Source organism: Pseudomonas sp. R32, assembly GCF_009866705.1.
GTDB lineage: Bacteria > Pseudomonadota > Gammaproteobacteria > Pseudomonadales > Pseudomonadaceae > Aquipseudomonas > Aquipseudomonas donghuensis.
This window is the reverse complement of the sequence record NZ_CP019396.1, coordinates 4,475,152-4,492,239: the sequence shown is the minus strand read 5'-3', so window position 1 is coordinate 4,492,239 and position 17,088 is coordinate 4,475,152. Positions and strand designations below refer to the sequence as shown.

14 protein-coding genes and 1 pseudogene are annotated in these 17,088 nt (G+C 63.4%); 6 read left to right on the top strand and 9 right to left on the bottom strand.

The features are described from left to right. Nucleotides 1–23: 23 nt before the first annotated feature. On the bottom strand, nucleotides 24–953 hold the full coding sequence (locus PspR32_RS20710) for an AraC family transcriptional regulator (protein WP_036996717.1): 930 nt from the start codon (nucleotides 951–953) through the stop codon (nucleotides 24–26). Between the two features lie 203 nt (nucleotides 954–1,156). Between PspR32_RS20710 and PspR32_RS20705 the strand changes: the two genes are divergently transcribed. Together PspR32_RS20705 and PspR32_RS20700 are read left to right on the top strand one after the other, a co-directional pair. After that, on the top strand, nucleotides 1,157–1,465 hold the full coding sequence (locus PspR32_RS20705) for an antibiotic biosynthesis monooxygenase family protein (protein WP_010220922.1): 309 nt from the start codon (nucleotides 1,157–1,159) through the stop codon (nucleotides 1,463–1,465). Between the two features lie 38 nt (nucleotides 1,466–1,503). Next, nucleotides 1,504–1,734, top strand: a complete 231-nt coding sequence (locus PspR32_RS20700) for a hypothetical protein (protein WP_010220923.1) — start codon at nucleotides 1,504–1,506, stop codon at nucleotides 1,732–1,734. A 1-nt stretch (nucleotide 1,735) separates the two neighbouring features. On the opposite strand, the gene PspR32_RS20695 is transcribed toward PspR32_RS20700, so the two are convergent. The 6 genes and pseudogenes from PspR32_RS20695 to bglX form a co-directional block, all read right to left on the bottom strand. After that, a complete protein-coding gene (locus PspR32_RS20695; protein ID WP_010220924.1) occupies nucleotides 1,736–2,347 on the bottom strand; it encodes a flavin reductase family protein in 612 nt (203 codons plus the stop codon). Between the two features lie 116 nt (nucleotides 2,348–2,463). Then, a pseudogene (locus PspR32_RS20690) lies at nucleotides 2,464–2,631 on the bottom strand (heme utilization protein); the annotation flags it as partial. A gap of 315 nt (nucleotides 2,632–2,946) precedes the next feature. Further along, nucleotides 2,947–4,266, bottom strand: a complete 1,320-nt coding sequence (locus tag PspR32_RS20685; RefSeq protein WP_010220926.1) for an MFS transporter — start codon at nucleotides 4,264–4,266, stop codon at nucleotides 2,947–2,949. 185 nt (nucleotides 4,267–4,451) lie between these two features. Then, nucleotides 4,452–5,786, bottom strand: a complete 1,335-nt coding sequence (locus tag PspR32_RS20680) for a sigma-54-dependent transcriptional regulator (RefSeq protein ID WP_159389105.1) — start codon at nucleotides 5,784–5,786, stop codon at nucleotides 4,452–4,454. Continuing rightward, on the bottom strand, nucleotides 5,780–7,537 hold the full coding sequence (locus tag PspR32_RS20675; protein ID WP_036996713.1) for an ATP-binding protein: 1,758 nt from the start codon (nucleotides 7,535–7,537) through the stop codon (nucleotides 5,780–5,782). Before PspR32_RS20675 ends, PspR32_RS20680 begins: the two co-directional genes overlap by 7 nt. A 60-nt stretch (nucleotides 7,538–7,597) precedes the next feature. After that, complete coding sequence (bglX, locus tag PspR32_RS20670; RefSeq protein ID WP_159389104.1) at nucleotides 7,598–9,889, bottom strand: beta-glucosidase BglX; 2,292 nt, start codon at nucleotides 9,887–9,889, stop codon at nucleotides 7,598–7,600. A gap of 182 nt (nucleotides 9,890–10,071) precedes the next feature. Here bglX and PspR32_RS20665 point away from each other — a divergent pair, with 182 nt between their 5' ends. From PspR32_RS20665 to PspR32_RS20650, 4 genes are all read left to right on the top strand, one after another. Beyond that, nucleotides 10,072–10,674, top strand: a complete 603-nt coding sequence (locus tag PspR32_RS20665; protein ID WP_159389103.1) for a LemA family protein — start codon at nucleotides 10,072–10,074, stop codon at nucleotides 10,672–10,674. Further along, a complete protein-coding gene (locus tag PspR32_RS20660) occupies nucleotides 10,674–11,411 on the top strand; it encodes a TPM domain-containing protein (protein WP_159389102.1) in 738 nt (245 codons plus the stop codon). The genes PspR32_RS20665 and PspR32_RS20660 overlap by 1 nt, the downstream gene beginning before the upstream one ends. Nucleotides 11,412–11,437: 26 nt before the next feature. Then, nucleotides 11,438–12,055 (top strand): TPM domain-containing protein, encoded by a 618-nt coding sequence (locus PspR32_RS20655; protein ID WP_036996708.1) that lies wholly within the window; start codon nucleotides 11,438–11,440, stop codon nucleotides 12,053–12,055. A 106-nt stretch (nucleotides 12,056–12,161) separates the two neighbouring features. Then, nucleotides 12,162–13,379: a class I SAM-dependent methyltransferase gene (locus PspR32_RS20650; protein ID WP_010220933.1), complete on the top strand. Its 1,218-nt coding sequence runs from the start codon at nucleotides 12,162–12,164 to the stop codon at nucleotides 13,377–13,379. A gap of 60 nt (nucleotides 13,380–13,439) precedes the next feature. On the opposite strand, the gene PspR32_RS20645 is transcribed toward PspR32_RS20650, so the two are convergent. Both PspR32_RS20645 and PspR32_RS20640 read right to left on the bottom strand, forming a co-directional pair. Further along, nucleotides 13,440–14,333, bottom strand: coding sequence for a DMT family transporter (locus PspR32_RS20645; RefSeq protein WP_159389101.1), 894 nt, complete (start codon nucleotides 14,331–14,333; stop codon nucleotides 13,440–13,442). Between the two features lie 95 nt (nucleotides 14,334–14,428). After that, nucleotides 14,429–16,981, bottom strand: coding sequence for a TonB-dependent receptor (locus PspR32_RS20640; RefSeq protein WP_374045284.1), 2,553 nt, complete (start codon nucleotides 16,979–16,981; stop codon nucleotides 14,429–14,431). Between the last annotated feature and the right edge of the window lie 107 nt (nucleotides 16,982–17,088).

Genomic DNA, 17,088 nt, shown 5'->3' with positions numbered 1-17,088 from the left:
CGGGCTTGACCCGCGATAGCTATCTAGAGCGCACTGCGCAACCTGGCCAAATCCCGCACCGGCGGCGCCCCATACAAGCGGCTGTACTCCCGGCTGAACTGCGACGGGCTTTCATAGCCCACCCGATAGCCCGCCACCGCTGCTTCAAGCCCGTCGTTGAGCATCAGCCGCCGCGCTTCCTGCAGGCGCAACTGCTTCTGGTACTGCAACGGGCTCATTGAGGTCACTGCCTTGAAGCGGTGATGCAGGGTCGAGGTACTGAGGTTGACCTCGCGCGCCAGGTCATCGATGCGCAGCGGCCGATGAAAGTGCTGGTTGAGCCATTCGATGGCCTGGCACACCCGGTGGGTCTGGCTGTTGGCCATGGCAATTTCGTACAGCCGGTAACCCTGCGGGCCGCGTAGCAACCGATAGAGAATCTCGCGCTGGATCAGCGGTGCGAGGATCGGGATGTCCTTCGGCGAGTCGAGCAGGCGAATCAGGCGCAGCAGGGCATCGAGCAACAGCGGGTCGGTACGCTCCACATACAGCCCACGGCCCGACGGCAAAGCCGGCACACCGAGGGGGCCGGCATCGGCCAGCAGGTTGTTGATCTGCGCCGGGTCGATGTTCAGGCGTACGCCCAGGCTGGGGTTTTCCGGGCTGGCCTCCAGCAATACGCCACTGATCGGCAGCGCCACCGACACCACCATGTAATGCAGCGGGTCGTAGACATAGCGCTCGTCACCCAGGCATACCTCCTTGCTGCCATGGGCCAGGATGCACAACGCAGGCTCCGCCAGGGCGGGCATCGAGCGCACGCTTTCTTCATAGCGCACCAGAAACAGGTCCTCGACCGCTGACTCGACGCCAGACTGACGGGGGGCGTGGCGCTGGATGAGGTCGGCCAGCTCCTGGCGCTGTTGCTCCAGGGCGGGGTCGAGGATCAGGCGGTCAGGGTCGATGGCGGGCATGGGGACGATTCCAGGGAGAACGACTGCAGGATAGGTTTGTGCAAGCCACGGCGCTAGTCGAAAGCTGCCGCCCGCTTGCCTGATCCTGCAGGGCGCGCAGGATCAGGCAAGCGCTCGACAGGAATCGCCTAACCGCCGCGCGGGCGTGTGGCCTAACCTGTGCAGCCTGGCAATTTCATCTGGCTGCACATGGAGAAACGCTCATGACCTCGACACATTCGGTCACCCACCTCGCATTTATCCGGGCCAGCAGCGGTCGTTCAGAAGAACTCGGCGCGCGCCTGCGTGATCTGCTGGAACCGTCGCGCCAGGCTCCCGGCTGCCTGAAATTCAGCCTGCAACGCTCCCAGGCCGACGCCGACCTGTGGCTGCTCAGCGGTTTCTGGCGCGATCAGCAATCGATGAGCGGCTACTTCGCGTCACCGACTCTTGAGCTGTTCGGCGAGCTGGTGCAGGCGCGGGTAGTCGACAGCCTCGACCTGCATACCTTCGGCTCGCCTTGCGCAGGTTAGAATGGCGGCTTCTGGCAATTGATGTGGACTCGAGGCACATGGCACGTAAAGAATTTTCCCGGTTCGAAGCAGTATCGGCAGCCGTACGCGGCGACGACGGCTACCACGCCGCCATCGCCGTCAAAGGCCTGGGGGCCTCCGGGGCGCCGCGTTTTCACAAGGTCCTGGTAGAGCAGACCTTCAACACCGCCCTGGCTGCTGATGAAGCGGCCTGCGCCGAACTTGAGCGCCTGCAGGGCGTCGATGACGACGCCGAGCTGGTCTGGTAACTCAGCCGTTGACCTGCGGGCGGGCCATCTTGAACAGGTTGCCCAGTTCGAAGTAATCCGCCGGGCCGCCGCCACGCAGGATCGGCTGGCCCGCAGCGGTGTCATAGATGCCGTCCTTGAGCAGATGCTCGGCGATATGCACGGCCACCACCTCACCCAGCACCAGCCAGCTCGGCACCAGCGCTTGGTCGGCACGCTGCAGCTGGATGATCTGGGTCACCTTGCATTCGAACGACACCGGGCTCTCTTGCACCCGCGGCACGGCAATCACTTTTGACGCCACCGGGGTCAGACCGCTCAGGGTGAACTCATCGACCTGCGGCGCAACTGCCGCGCAGCTCTGGTTCATGGCCTCGGCCAGCGGCAGGGTGGCCAGGTTCCAGGCGAACTCGCCGGTTTGCTCGATGTTGTTCAGGCTGTCTTTGCGCCCGACGCTTGCGAAACCGATGATCGGTGGAATGTAGTTGAAGGCGTTGAAGAAGCTGTAGGGCGCCAGGTTCAGGCGACCTTCGGCGTCCTGGGAGGAAATCCAGCCAATCGGGCGTGGGCCGACGATGGCATTGAACGGATCGTGGGGCAGGCCGTGGCCTTTTGCCGGTTCGTAGTAATACATCTGCGCTGGCCCGAAGGCCTTCCCTGTGAGTAGGCCGCTAGTGTGCCAAGGCTTTGCCTTGCTGAAAATGACTAAGCCCGGCCGAAGCCGGGCTGACTGCGTCACATCAGCGCTTAACTGATGCGGTGGGCCTGGGTGCGATCGAAGCCGTCTTCTGCATAGGTAGCCGACTGGCTTTTCACGGCGCTGAAGTTGTGGCTGTTGGTACGGTCGAAGCCGTCTTCGGCGAATGCGTTGGCAGCCAGTACCGAGAAGGCCAGGGTCAGGATCAGTTTGTTTTTCATGGTCGTTGCTCCGAGGTGCTGAGGGGTTGTTTGTTTCTATGGGTGTAATGCTACGCTGATCAAATTGATTAAAAAGCGCAAAAAATAACGTATAAGAATCTAAAAAATAGATGTATGTGGCGGCAGTTCGCCCTCATCACCGGCAAGGCCATGCACGGACCTGTGGGAGCTGGCCTTGCCAGCGATGCAGGCGATGCGGTCTACGCTATGAGTGAAGATTGAGGGTGTGGGATTAATTGCGGGTTAAAGCGCCATAAACAAAAAAAGGGGGCAATCCGCTGGCGGATGCCCCCTTTTTTCTGCCGATGACTGGGATCAGTCAGTGGTGATCCGCGAATGCGTGCGGGTGTCCTTCATGAACACATACACCAGCAACGAGCAGGCGATACAGGCAGTCACGTACCAGTAGAAACCGCTCTCCATGCCGATGCTCTTGAACCATAGCGCCACGTATTCAGCGGTACCGCCGAAGATCGACACGGTCAGGGCGTACGGCAGGCCAACGCCCAGGGCGCGGATTTCGGTAGGGAACAGCTCGGCTTTGACCACGGCGTTGATCGAGGTGTAGCCGCTGACGATGATCAGCGCCGCCATGATCAGGAAGAACGCGCCCCACCAGGTCTGGATGGTGTGCAGGGTGGTCAGGATCGGTACGGTGCACAGGGTGCCCAATACGCCGAAGGCGATCAGGATCGGGCGCCGGCCGATCTTGTCGGAGAGGCTGCCGATGATCGGTTGCAGGCACATGAACAGGAACAGGGTGGCCGCCGAAATGGTGGTCGAGTCGGTGATGCTCATGCCCACCGTGTTCACCAGGTACTTCTGCATGTAGGTGGTGTAGGTGTAGAAGGCCAGGGTGCCGCCCATGGTCAGGCCGACCACGGTGGCCAGCTCTTTCGGATGGCGCATCAGGGTGCGCATCAGGCTTTCCTTGGACTTTTCCTTCTTGGTGAAGGAGGCGGTTTCTTCCATGCCGCGGCGCAGGTACAGGGCGACCACTGCGCACAGGGCGCCGATCACGAAAGGTACGCGCCAGCCCCAGGCATACAGTTGTTCGGTGGTCAGGGTCTGCTGCAGGATGATCAGCACCGCCAGGGCGATGAGCTGGCCGGAAATCAGCGTCACGTACTGGAAGCTGGAGAAGAAGCCACGGCGCTCCTTGGTGGCCATCTCGCTGAGGTAGGTGGCCGAGGTGCCATATTCGCCACCCACCGACAGGCCTTGCATCAGGCGGGCGATGACCAGCAGCACCGGTGCGGCGACGCCGATGGTTTCATACCCTGGGGTCAGGGCGATGACCAGCGAGCCTGCGCACATCAGCAATACCGAGGCCATCAGCGCAGCCTTGCGGCCTTTGCGGTCGGCGTAGATACCCATCAGCCAGCCGCCGATCGGGCGCATCAAAAAGCCCACGGCGAAGATCGCGGCGGTGTTGAGCAGTTGTGCGGTGGTGTCGCCGGCGGGGAAGAAGGCTTTGGCGAAATACAGGGAAAACGCGGCGTAAACGTACCAGTCGTACCATTCGACCATGTTGCCGATCGAACCGCTGAAAATCGACTTGAGTCGGCTTCGGGTGGTTTTTACCGCGGCGGGCGCAATGGCCGCCCCGGTTGGCAGGGTGGTGGAGTTATCCATCGAAGGGACCTTCATAGTTGTTTTTGTGGAGCGCGCCGAAACGCAGCCTGCCAGGGCTATAGCAGAAGCTGTGCCAGATGCTGGAGGCCCGGTCTAGAAGGGTTGTACGGATATGATGAGCGGAAATCCGCCTATTCAAATGAGTGGATCGGCGAAAATCCGCTTATGGCGATCCGTTGGGTCGATCAGGTAGGCCCGAGAAAATCTTCGCGCAGCAGGCCGTGGCGCTGCATCTTCTCGTTGAGGGTGCGCCGCGGCAGTTGCAGCTCTTCCATCACGGCCTTGATCTCGCCCTTGTGCCGGCTCAGGGCGGCGCGCAGGCACTGGGCTTCGAAGGCTTCCTGCTGGGCGGCCAGCGATTGCCCGGCTTCGATTTCTGCTGCTGCCGGCTCGCCCAGCCCCAGGGCATGACGTTCGGCGGCGTTGGCCAGTTCACGAACGTTGCCCGGCCAGTCGTGACCGAGCAGCTTGCCCAGCTGCGCGCCACTGAGTACCGGCGCGCTGCGGCCGACGCGCTCGGCGGCCAGGCGGGCAAAGTGGCTGAACAGCAGCGGGATGTCTTCGCGGCGGTCGCGCAACGGCGCCAGGCGCAATTCGGCAACGTTCAAGCGATACGCCAGGTCTTCGCGAAAGCGCCCGGCCCGGGCTGCTTCGAGCAGGTCGGGTTTGGTCGCGGCGATGATCCGCAGGTCGACGCTGATGCTCTGGTTGGCGCCCAGGCGTTCGAGTTTTTGCTCCTGTAACACGCGCAGCAGCTTGGCCTGCTGGGCCAGTGGCATGCTTTCGATCTCGTCGAGGAACACCGTGCCGCCATTGGCGTATTCGAGCTTGCCGATGCGCTTGCCCTGGGCACCGGTGAAGGCGCCGCTTTCATGGCCGAACAGCTCGGCCTCGAACAACTGCTCGGGGATCGCCGCGCAGTTGAGGGCAACGAAGGGCTTGCCGGCGCGCGGACCGAAGTCATGCAGGCAGCGTGCAACCTGCTCCTTGCCGCTGCCGGTTTCGCCACGAATCAGCACGTTGACCGGCAGGCTGGCCAGGTCCAGTACCTGCTTGCGCAAGTGCTGCATGCCCTGGGACACGCCCAGCAGGTTCGCCTCCAGGCGCGCCTTGAGGTCGGCCTGTTCATGCAGGCGGCGGTTCTCCAGCACCAGCTGGCGTTTTTCCAGGGCCCGGCGCAGGCTGCCGAGCAGCGCTTCGGGGCTGAAGGGTTTTTCTAGAAAGTCGTAGGCACCATTGCGCATGGCCTCGACTGCCATCGGCACATCGCCGTGACCGGTGAGCAGGATCACCGGCAGGTCGGCATCACTGGCCTGCAGTCGCTCGAGCAACTGCAGGCCGTCCATGCCGGGCATGCGCACGTCACTGAGGATCACCCCGGGGAAGTGCATCGGCAGTTGCTGCAGGCAGTCTTCGGCACGGCTGAACAGCTGCACGTTGAAGCCGGACAGGCTCAGCCATTGCTCCACGGCTGTGCGGATGCTGGCTTCATCGTCGACGACCATCACTGAGTTCAACATGCGGGTTCCGGGTCCATAGGCAAGGTCAGGCTGAAACGGGCGCCGCCGGGCTGGTTTTCGACCTGCAGGCGGCCGCCGGCTTCGTGAATGATGCCATAGGAAATCGCCAGGCCCAGGCCCAAGCCTTCGCCCACCGGCTTGGTGGTGAAGAACGGGTCGAAGACACTGGCCAGGTGTTCGGCAGGGATACCGCCGCCGCTGTCGAGCACGCTCAGGCGCCAGTGCTCCTGTTCGGCATCGATGCGCACCTCAAGGCGTTTGTAGCTCTTTTCGGCCATGGCATCCAGGGCGTTGCGCAGCAGGTTGATCAGCACTTGCTCAAGGCGTATCGCATCGCCGCGTACCCAGGCCGGGCGGGCCAGGTACAGGGCGACGCTGACGTCCTCGGCGCGAATGCGCGCCTCGAGCAGTTGCAGCGCCTGGTCGACCACGGTGGCCAGGTCCAGGCGTTCGCGCAGGCCGCTGGGGCTGTTGCGGGCGAAGGTTTTCAGGTGCCCGGTGAGGGCCGCCATGCGCGTGAGCATCTGCTCCAGCGGCTCCAGGGCCTGGCGTGCTTCATCCAGGCGTTGGTTATCGAGCAGCAGGCGCAGGGTTGCCAGCTGCATGCGCTGGGTGGTCAGCGGCTGGTTGATCTCGTGGGCCAGCGCCGCGGACATCTGCCCAAGCGCCGCCAGCTTGGCCGATTGCACCAGGCCCTCCTGGGCGGTGCGCAAGTCGCGGGTGCGGGCTTCGACCAGGCGTTCGAGTTCTTCACGGCTGCGCTGGCGCAAGCGTGCCAGGCGCAAGCGCTGGCTGATGAACAACAAGGCGAAGACCAGGCTCAACCACACTGCGGCGGCAGCCAGCGCGGCGTTGCGGCCATCTTCGCTGACCTGCGGCTTGCGCAGCAGGTGCAGGGTCCAGCCCTCGGCTTCCAGCGGCAGGCTTTCCCACAGGTAGTCGGTATTGCCCTCGGGGCCCTGCACGCGCATCAGGTGGCTGTTGGCGTCAAAGCTGCTGAGGATATGGTGCTGTAGCGGCACCAGCGGTTGCTTGTCGTACTGGCGGGTGGCGGCAAGCTCTGCGCGGTCGGCGCTGGTCAGCGGTTGCAGCTCGCGGTAGCGCCAGCCGTCCTGGTTGGCGATGAAGATGATCCCGCGGGCGTCGCTGACCAACAGGATATCGCTGCCCTGGCGCCACTCGCGCTCAAGCTCGGGGAACTCCAGCTTGACCACCATGGCGCCGAGGAAGCGGCTGTTTTCATCCTGCACCGCGCTGGACAAGAAATACCCCGGCACGCCGCTGGTCACGCCGACCGCATAGAAGCGGCCGCTGCCCTGGCTGCGGGTTTGTTTGAAATACGGCCGGAAACCATAGTTGGAGCCAACATAGGTGCTGGGCAGGCGCCAGTTGCTGGCGGCCACGGCCAGGCCGGTGCGGTCGAGCAGCTCGAGGGTCGAGGAATTGGCCGCACCGTTGATGCGCTCCAGCTTGCGGTTCAGGGCATCCTGCACCGGGCCTGCAACTGGGCCGCGCAAGGCGCTGATCAGTTCCGGGTCGAGGGCCAGCACCGCCGGCAGGGCGCGGTAACGTTCGATCAGGGTGTGCAGCGAGTTGGCATACAGCCCCAACTGCTCACTGGCCCGACGGGCATCCTCGACCATCGACTGACGCTTGGCGTGGTGCATGGCCCAGCCTGCGGTCAACAGCGTGCCGGCGAGGATGAAGAACAGAATCAGGCCCAGACGCAGGGCGCGAAAGGAAGAAGGCATGGTGCAAGTCCCGGCAGTGGGGAAGGCCTCCTGGCCTTCCCTTGGAGCATGGCAACGTTGTTACAGCAGCTCGAAGCTCTGTTGTTGCACGGCCTGCGAGTCGAGGCCGACCTGGACCCGGAACTCACCCGGCTCGGCTGCCCATTGCAGTTGGCCGTTGTAGAACTTCAGGTCGTCGGCCTTGATGGTGAAGTGCAGGGTGCGTTCCTCGCCGGCCTTGAGCATGACTTTGTGGAAGTTCTTCAGCTCCTTGATCGGGCGGCTCATGGACGCTGTCACATCCTGCAGGTACAGCTGCACCACGGTCTCGCCGTCACGCTTGCCGGTGTTCTTGACCACGATGCTGGCGTCCAGGTCCTGGCCCTGTTTCACGGTTTTGCTCGACAGGTTCAGGTTCGAGAGGCTGAAGTCGCTGTAGCTCAGGCCGTAGCCGAAGGGGTACAGCGGGCCGTTCGGCTCTTCGAAGTACTGCGAGGTGTAGTTGCCTGGCTTGCCCGGGGTGAAGGGGCGGCCGATGCTCAGGTGGTTGTAGTACATCGGGATCTGCCCGACCGAACGCGGGAAGGTGATGGCCAGCTTGCCCGACGGGTTGTAGTCGCCGAACAGCACATCGGCGATGGCGTTGCCGCCTTCGGTGCCGCTGAACCAGGTCTCCAGGATGGCATCGGCCTGTTCGCGCTCCCAGGCCAGCGACAGCGGCCGGCCGTTCATCAGCACCAGCACCAGCGGTTTGCCGGTGGCTTTCAGGGCCTTGATCAGCTCGCGCTGGGCTGCGGGGATTTCCAGGGTGGTGCGGCTGGACGATTCGTGGGACATGCCACGCGACTCGCCGATCACCGCGACCACCACGTCGGACTGCTTGGCGGCCTTGACCGCTTCGTCGATCAGCACCGCGGCAGGGCGTGGGTCGTCGACGATTTCCGGGGCATCGAAGTTGAGGAAGTTCAGGTAATCGAGGATGGCCTTGTCGTGGGTGACGTTGGAGCCCTTGGCGTAGATGACCTTGGCCTTGTCACCGAGGACCTGGCGCATGCCTTCGCGCACGGTGATCGACTGATGCGGGCGGCCGGCGGCGGCCCAGCTGCCCATCATGTCGATCGGGGCATCGGCCAGCGGGCCGACCAGGGCGATGGTGCCGGCTTTTTTCAGTGGCAGGGTCTGCTTGCGGTTTTCCAGCAGGACCAGGCTGCGGCGTGCCACGTCACGGGCTTCGGCACGGTGCAGGCGGCTGTCGGCATAGGTATCGGCCGGGTCGTCGCTGGCCTTGCCGATACGCCGGTACGGGTCTTCGAACAGGCCCATGTCGTATTTGGCACCGAGCACTTCGCGCACGGCGTTGTCGATATCGGCCTGGTCGACTTCACCGGCCTTGAGCAGGCTGGCCAGTTCTTCGCCGTACAGCGAGTCGTTCATGCTCAGGTCGATGCCGGCCTTGATTGCAAGCTTGGCGGCTTCGCGGCCATCGCGGGCAACGCCGTGGCGCACCAGTTCGGTGATTGCCCCGTGGTCGCTGACGGTCACGCCCTTGAAGCCCCAGTCCTTGCGCAGCAGGTCGTTCATCAACCAGGTGTTGGAGGTGGCCGGCACGCCGTTGATCGAGTTCAGCGCAACCATCACTCCGCCGGCACCGGCATCGATGGCGGCGCGGTAGGGCGGCAGGTAGTCGTTGAACATCTTGGTCGGGCTCATGTCGACCGTGTTGTAGTCGCGGCCGCCTTCCACCGCGCCGTACAGGGCGAAGTGCTTGACCGCGGCCATCAGGCTGGTCGGTGCGGCCGGGCTCTGGCCCTGGAAGGACTCGACCATCACTTTGGAAATGCGCGAGACCAGGTAGGTGTCTTCGCCAAAGCCTTCGCTGGTGCGGCCCCAGCGTGGGTCACGGGCGATGTCGACCATCGGCGCGAAGGTCATGTCGATGCCGTCTGAGGCCGCTTCAAGGGCGGACACCCGGCCGACCTTGGCGATCGCGTCCATGTCCCAGCTGGCGGCCAGGCCCAGGCTGATCGGGAAGATCGTGCGGTGGCCGTGGATCACGTCGTAGGCGAAGAACATCGGGATCTTCAGCCGGCTCTTGGCGGCGGCGTCCTGCATCGGCCGGTTTTCCGCACGGGTGATCGAGTTGAAGGTACCGCCGATACGTCCGGCGGCAATTTCCTTGCGGATCATTTCGCGGGGCATTTCCGGGCCGATGCTGATCAGGCGCAACTGACCGATCTTTTCATCCAGGGTCATCTGCTTGATCAGGTTGGCGATGAACGCCTGCTTGTCCTGCAGCGGGGCGGCAGAGGTATCGGCATAGGCCGACTGACTGGCCAGGCTGACAACCAGACCCAGCAAACACAGCTTGTTCATGAATTCTGTTCTCAAGGCTTACGGCAGTGTTCACGGTGATACTGCCCAGCCGAAGTTGGGGAAGCGGCTATTGTTGTAGTTTGCTGGGGCATCTTTTAGCCGATTGGGCGATTCCGATCCAGCGGCGACGACGGATTATGCCTCAAGTCCGGTGCATCACGGCGATCGAGGAGCGTAGCAACATGCAGGTAATTCATTACAAGGGCGTACGCCTGTGGTTGCTGCTGATGCTTGGCAGCCTGCTGGCCGGTTGCGGGATCAACAACATCCCCAACTATGACGAGCAGGTAAAAGCCGCCTGGGCCCAAGTGCAGAACCAGTATCAGCGCCGCGCCGACCTGATTCCCAATCTGGTCGAAACGGTCAAAGGCTACGCCAAGCAGGAGCAGGAAACCCTGACCTCGGTCATAGAAGCCCGGGCCAAGGCGACCTCGATCCAGGTCGATGCCAGCACCCTGGACGATCCCGAGAAGTTGCGCCAGTTCCAGCAGGCCCAGTCGCAGCTGACTGGGGCGCTGAGCCGCTTGATGGTGGTGTCCGAGCGCTACCCGGACCTCAAGTCCAACCAGAACTTCCTCGCCCTGCAGTCGCAGCTTGAAGGTACCGAGAACCGTATCGCCGTGGCGCGCAAGGACTTCATCGCCGCCGTGCAGCGCTACAACACGGAGATCCGTACCTTCCCTGGGCGCATCTGGCACAGCGTGATGTACAGCGACATGCCGATCCGGGAGAACTTCGAGGCCACCAGCGCCGATGCCGACAAAGCGCCTGAAGTGAAATTCTGATGCGGCTGTTCACGCTCGGGCTGTTGTTGGCGCTGTTGTTGACTACGCCGCTGCGCGCCGAGTTGAGCTTTCCGGCGCTGAGCGGGCGGGTGGTGGACAACGCCGGCCTGCTCGACGGTGCCAGCCGCAGCCAGCTCGACAGCATGCTCAAGGCCCATGAACAGGGCACTGGCGAGCAGGTCGTGGTGGTGACCCTGGCGGATTTGCAGGGGCAGAGCATCGAAGACTACGGCTATCAGCTCGGCCGCCACTGGGGCATCGGCCAGAAGGGCAAGGACAACGGCGCACTGTTGATCGTTGCCCCTCAGGAACGCAAGCTGCGCATCGAAGTCGGCTACGGCCTGGAAGAGCGCCTGACGGATGCGCAGTCCTCGGTGATCATCAATCGCATCATCACCCCGGCGTTTCGCCGTGGCGAATACAGCCAGGGCATTGTCCAGGGTACGGCGGCGATCCTTCAGGTGCTCGGCGGCAACCCGTTGGCCGAACCGTCACGGGCGTTGGGCAATGATGCCGAAGACGGGGCGCCGGCCTGGGCCATCGGCTTGTTCCTCCTGTTGATCGTTGTCGTGTTCGCCCTGCAGTCGCTTGGCCTCGGTAGTAGCGGGCGCGGCGGCATGGGCGGCGGTTTCGGCGGTGGCTACGGCGGTGGCTTTGGCGGCGGCGGGGGAGGCGGTGGGGGCTTCAGCGGTGGCGGGGGCGGCTTTGGCGGTGGTGGGTCGTCGGGTGGCTGGTAAATGATCAACAACGAGAACCGCAGCACATGACTTTGCTTACTGAACATCAACAGCGCCAGGTCGCTGAAGCCATTGCCCGGGTCGAGCGTCACACCGACGCCGAACTGGTCACGGTGTTGGCCAGCCGTGCCGACGACTACGCCTATATCCCGTTGCTGTGGGCAAGCCTGCTGGCTCTGGTGGTGCCAGGCATCATTCATTACCTGAGCGGCTGGATGAGCGTGCACAGTTTGCTGATCGTGCAGTGGCTGACGTTTATTGCCCTGTGCCTGCTGTTCCGCATCCCGGCCCTGACCACCCGCCTGATCCCCCGTTCAGTACGCCACTGGCGTGCGGCGAACCTGGCCCGGCGGCAGTTTCTCGAGCAGAACCTGCACCATACCGTGGGCGGTACCGGCATGCTGATCTTTGTCAGCGAGGCCGAGCGCTATGTCGAAATCCTCGTCGATGAGGGCATATCCCGGCACCTGGACAACCAGGTCTGGGAGGCCATCGTCAGGCGCTTTACCCAGCAGGTGCGCCAGGGCCAGACGTTGCAGGGCTTTATCAGTTGTATCGAGGCCTGCGGCGAGCTGCTCAGTACCCACGTGCCGCTGACCCACGAGCGCAACGAGCTGCCCAATCGCCTGGTGGTGCTTGGTTAGCCGCGGCGGCGGTCGACAAAAGCTGTGCAGGGAAAGCGCATCCACGTAAAATTCCCGGCACTGCGCCTACCTGCGCCCCCTCCGCAACCCGAGGCACCCTTTCCCGATGTCCGATTCCTCCACCGCCCAGGCCGCGCCGGATGCGCGTGCGCAGTTTCTGAGCCTGCTCGCCACCAGCCTGGAACAGAACGCCCTGATCAAGCTGGTGCTGGCGCGCCCTGTCGGCAACGAAGAAACCCTGCAGCGCATCATCGCCAAGCCGCTGACGGTCAAGGGCCAGGCTTGCGTGTCGTTCGTCTACCGCTACAAGACCCGCGACATCACCCGCAACCTGGGCAACGACGAAGCGCTGGCGCTGGTCGACGAGTTGCTCCCGGCCTCGTTTCGCAACGCCCACCTGCTTAGCCTCAGCGACGAAGCGCAGCTGGAATTCAGCAAGAAGGGCAAGCCGATGCTCCACCGCAGCGCCGTGCAGCAGGCGCGCCAGGTGCCGGCCGGTGAGCATGACCGGGAGAAGAAGCGCTACCTGGAACTGAGCCGGCCGTTCTTGCAGGACCTGGGCGTGACCGACAAGCAACAGGCGTTGATCCCGGCGATGTCGCGCAAGTGGAAGCAGATCAACAAGTTCATCGAAGTGTTCTCCCACGCCCTGAATTCGGCGCCGCTGGCCGCCGACCAAGCGCTGCGGGTGGCCGACTTCGGCTCGGGCAAGGGCTACCTGACCTTCGCCATCCACGACTACCTGCGCCATACCCTGCAGCGTGAAGCGCAGGTGACCGGCGTCGAGCTGCGCGCGGACATGGTCGAGCTGTGCAATGCCGCGGCCTCGCGCCTGGAGCATCCGGGCCTGGTGTTCGAATGCGGTGATGTACGCAGCGTGGTGCCCAGCGCCATCGAGGTGATGATCGCCCTGCATGCCTGCGACATCGCCACCGATTACGCGATCCACACCGGCATCCGCTGCGGTGCGGCGATCATCATGTGCTCGCCGTGTTGCCACAAGCAGATTCGCCCGCAACTGCACAGCCCGGGCCTGCTCAAGCCGATGCTGCAGTACGGATTGCACCTGGGCCAGCAGGCCGAAATGCTCACCGACAGCTTGCGCGCGTTGTACCTGGAAGCCTGTGGCTACGAGACCAAGGTGTTCGAGTTCATTTCGTTGGAGCACACCAACAAGAACAAGATGATCCTGGCGGTCAAGCGCCAGGCGCCGGTTGAGGCGTCAGCGCTGCTGGAGAAGATCCAGCAGCTCAAGGCGTTCTATGGGGTCAAGGAGCATTGCCTGGAAACCTTGCTGCGGGCCGATGGCTTGATCCCTGCCTGATAGCATCGCGGGTCGGTGCACGCAGATCCACTGTGGGAGCCGGCCTTGCCGGCGATAGCGTCAGCCCAGCCCCCGCACAGGCGCAGGATGCACCCGCGTCTTGCGCCCCAGCACCACTGTCGCAATCACCCCGGCGGCAAACACCCAGGTAATCGGCTCGACCTGTTCGCCAAAGAACAGCGCCGACAAGGCGATGGTGAAGAAGATCTGCAGCAACTGGATCTGGCTCACCCGGGCAATGCCGCCCAAGGCCAGCCCGGCGTACCAGGCAAAGAAGCCGATGAACTGCGAGAACAGCGACACGTAGCCGAAGGCCCACCAGGCTTTTGCACTCACCGGCCCCTGATGCTGCAAGGCCAGGTAGAGCACCGGCCCGAGCAACAGCGGTGCCGACAGCACCAGCGCCCAGCAGATCACCTGCCAGCCGCCCATTTCCCGCGCCAGGCGGCCGCCTTCGGCATAACCCAGGCCGCCCACGGCAATCGCTGCGAGCATCAGCAGGTCACCGGCGTGGATCTGCCCGGCGCCCATGATCATCGCGTAGGCCAGCACCAGCGCACTGCCCAATGCCGCGCAGGCCCAGAAAGCCTTCGACGGTCGCTCATGGGACAGCCAGGCGGCGTACACCGCCACGCATAAGGGCTGCAGGCCGTTAACCAGCGCGCCGTGGGACGCCGGCACGCTTTGCATCGCCCAGGCCGAGAGCACCGGAAACCCCAGGATCACCCCCAGCGCCACCAGGCTCAGGCCCTTGATCTGTGCCCAGGTCGGCCATTTTTCCCGACGCCAGAGCAGCAGCGCCGCTGCCGGAATCGCCGCCAGCAACGCACGGCCCAGGCCATTGAGCAAGGGGTGCAGTTCCTGCACGACGATGCGGGTCATGGGCAGGGTCAGGCTGAAAATAATCACACCGAGAAGGCCAAGGACCATCCCGGTGTTTTCGCGGCTGGACATACAGGACGCCTGTGGCAGAGAAGTCCACTCATTGAGCCACAGGCGCGGCGGATGATCTTGTTACAGTTGCTAACAAGTTCATCCGTACAGTTGCGTCAGAAGAAACGGGTGATGCTGACCTTGGCATTCCGGCCCTGGCTGTAGGCATATTCGCCGCTGAGCTCGGAGCGGTAGTCCTTGTTGAACAGGTTATCCACCGTCAGGTTGACCTCGGTGCCTTTGAGGTAAGGCTGCTGCGGCTTCCAGTTGGCGAACAGGCCGTGCAGCTGGTAGTCGTCGTTGGCGTAGTGGTCGTAGTAGCGGTCACCCAGGGCACTGGCCGGGCCTTCGCGGTACTTGTCGCTCGGCAGGCGGTCGGTCTTGCGCACGAACTGCGCCTGCCAGCCGACCTTGGCGTCCCAGCTGGGGATCTTCACCCCCAGGGTGGTGATCCACTTCGGTGCCGGAATGTCCTTGGCCCAGACATCCGGCCCCCAGGGGTTGGTGTAGGCGCCTTCATGGCGGCCGGTCATCCACGAGTAGGACACCGAGCCGAACAGGTAGGTCGAGTCGTAGAAGCTTTCGACCTCGAAGCCCTTGATGGTCACGCCCTTGAGGTTACGGTAATTGGACATCAAGCCTTTACCGCAGGCATCGGAGATGTTTTCGCCCTTGGCCAGTTGTGCTTCACAGCCGATACCGGTGGCTTTGAAGATCTCGTCCTTGATTTCATTGCGAAACAGCGTGGTGCGGATCTGCATGCTGTCGTCGGCAGTGAAAACGTTGGCAAAGTCGGTAACGTTACCGGCTCGCAGGGCGGTGATGCGTTCCGGGTCGAGGTTGCGGCTGCTGGCGGTGCGACTGCCCAGGCCCTGGACTTCGTACTGTTCATCCAGCACCGGTGCGCGCCAGGTCTTGCTGTAATCGGCAAAGAAGGCGGTGTTGGCGGTGGCTTTCCAGAACAGCGACAGGCGCGGTGACCAGCCGGTGTAGGTTTTCTCGCTGTAGTCGTGGCCGTTTGCGACAACGTTGTAATACGGCGCCTGGTTTGGCTTACCTTTGTTGGCGACATGGTCGTAGCGCAGCGACGGGGTGATGGTCACATCACCAAGGGTGATGGCGTCCTGGATGAAGTAACCCTGGCTGTCGACGGTGCCGCTGGGCATGAAGTACGGCTGGTAATGGCCGTTATTGTATTTGGGGATCTCGTAGCTTTTGCCGGGCATCCACATCTGCGTGTCACGGTCGTGGTGACGGATCTGCAAGCCACTGGTGAAGGCGTGTTCCAGCGGGCCGGTGGCGAACAGGCTGGTGTTGCGTACATCGAGCATCTGGTCCTGGTACTCGGTGTCCATCTTGCGCCCGCCGGTGGACGGCTGGAAGAACGCGGTGGCGTCACGCTCGTCGGTCTGCAGGGTGTCGGACTCCGAATACTTAACCTGCAGGTCGATCAGCGGGTTGTTCACTGGCTGGTACTTGTAGGTGGTCGACCAGGTGGTGTCGGTGGTCGTGCGGTTGGCCAGGAAGCGCTTGAGGGCATTCTTGTAGCCGAACCGGTTGATGTCCGACTGGGTCGGCGGGGTCGGATAGGCGGTGGAGGAGAACGGCGCCCAGCGCTCACTCTCCGAGCGCGACCAGGAGAACCCCAGGCTGTGTTCGTCGTTGAAGTGCAGGTTGGCCTTGAGCAGCGCGCCGTCCAGGTCCAGGGCACTGTTGGGCAGGCGCTGGGGGTTGATCGGGTAGCGGCCTTCGGGGTCGGGCAGGGTGCCGGCCAGCTTCATGTCGTCGCCGTCGCGCTTGGTCAGGTACACCAGGGCGTCCATGCGGCCATCGTCGGTGCGGCCGAACAACGCCGAGCTGTAGACCTGCTGATGGTCGTTGCTGGCGTAACCATACTTGAGCATGGCGCCGCTGTTGCGCCCGTCCTGGAGCAGGTCGGGGGCGTCCTTGGTGGTCATGTTGACGCTGCCGCCGAAGCCGCCGTTGCCGGTGTAGATCGAGTGCGGGCCCTTTTCCACCTCGATGTTCTTGATCAGCTCCGGCTCGATGAAGACGGTGCCTTGCTGGTAGCGCTCGAAGCCGCTCTTGGTCGCGCCATCGACGGTCATCGGCACGTCTTCGGCATCACCCAGGCCCCAGATATTGATGGTCTGGCCGCCGGGTTTGGCCGAGCCGCCCATGTTCACCCCGGGCAGGGTCGAGAGCACGCTGGGGATGTTGCTCGGCTGGTAGCGGTCGATGTCTTCCTGGGTCAGGGTCGAGCGGCCGACGGTGCTCGGGTCGACCTGCTGGCCGTCGCCTACCACGCTTACCGCGCCGAGCTGGATGCTGTTGTCGGCGGTGGCGTCGTCTTCGCGCAGGCGCACCACATAGGTGTTGCCGACCTTGACCAGGGCAAAGCGGCTGTTGTGCAGCAACTGGCTGATCGCCTCGAGCGGTTCGTAAGCACCTTGCAGGGCCGGGGCCTGGACGCTGTTGAGCAAGGATTCGTCAAACAGCAGCTGCAGTTTGGCCTGCTGCGCCAGTTGGCTCAGCGACGCTGCCAGCGGCTGCGCCGGCAGGTTCAGTTGCAATGGTGCGGCCTGGGCCTGCAGGCTCAGGGCCAGGCACGCGGCCAGCAGTGAAGGACGAACAGACAACGGCTTGAACGGAGCAAACGCACGCAAGATGAACCCCCCCAATATGGCAACAAAGGCCAGAAAAGGCCTGCAGTGATTACGCAGACGGGAGGAAGACGCAGGGCTGCGGAAAACCCTCACATGCGAATGAAAAATAT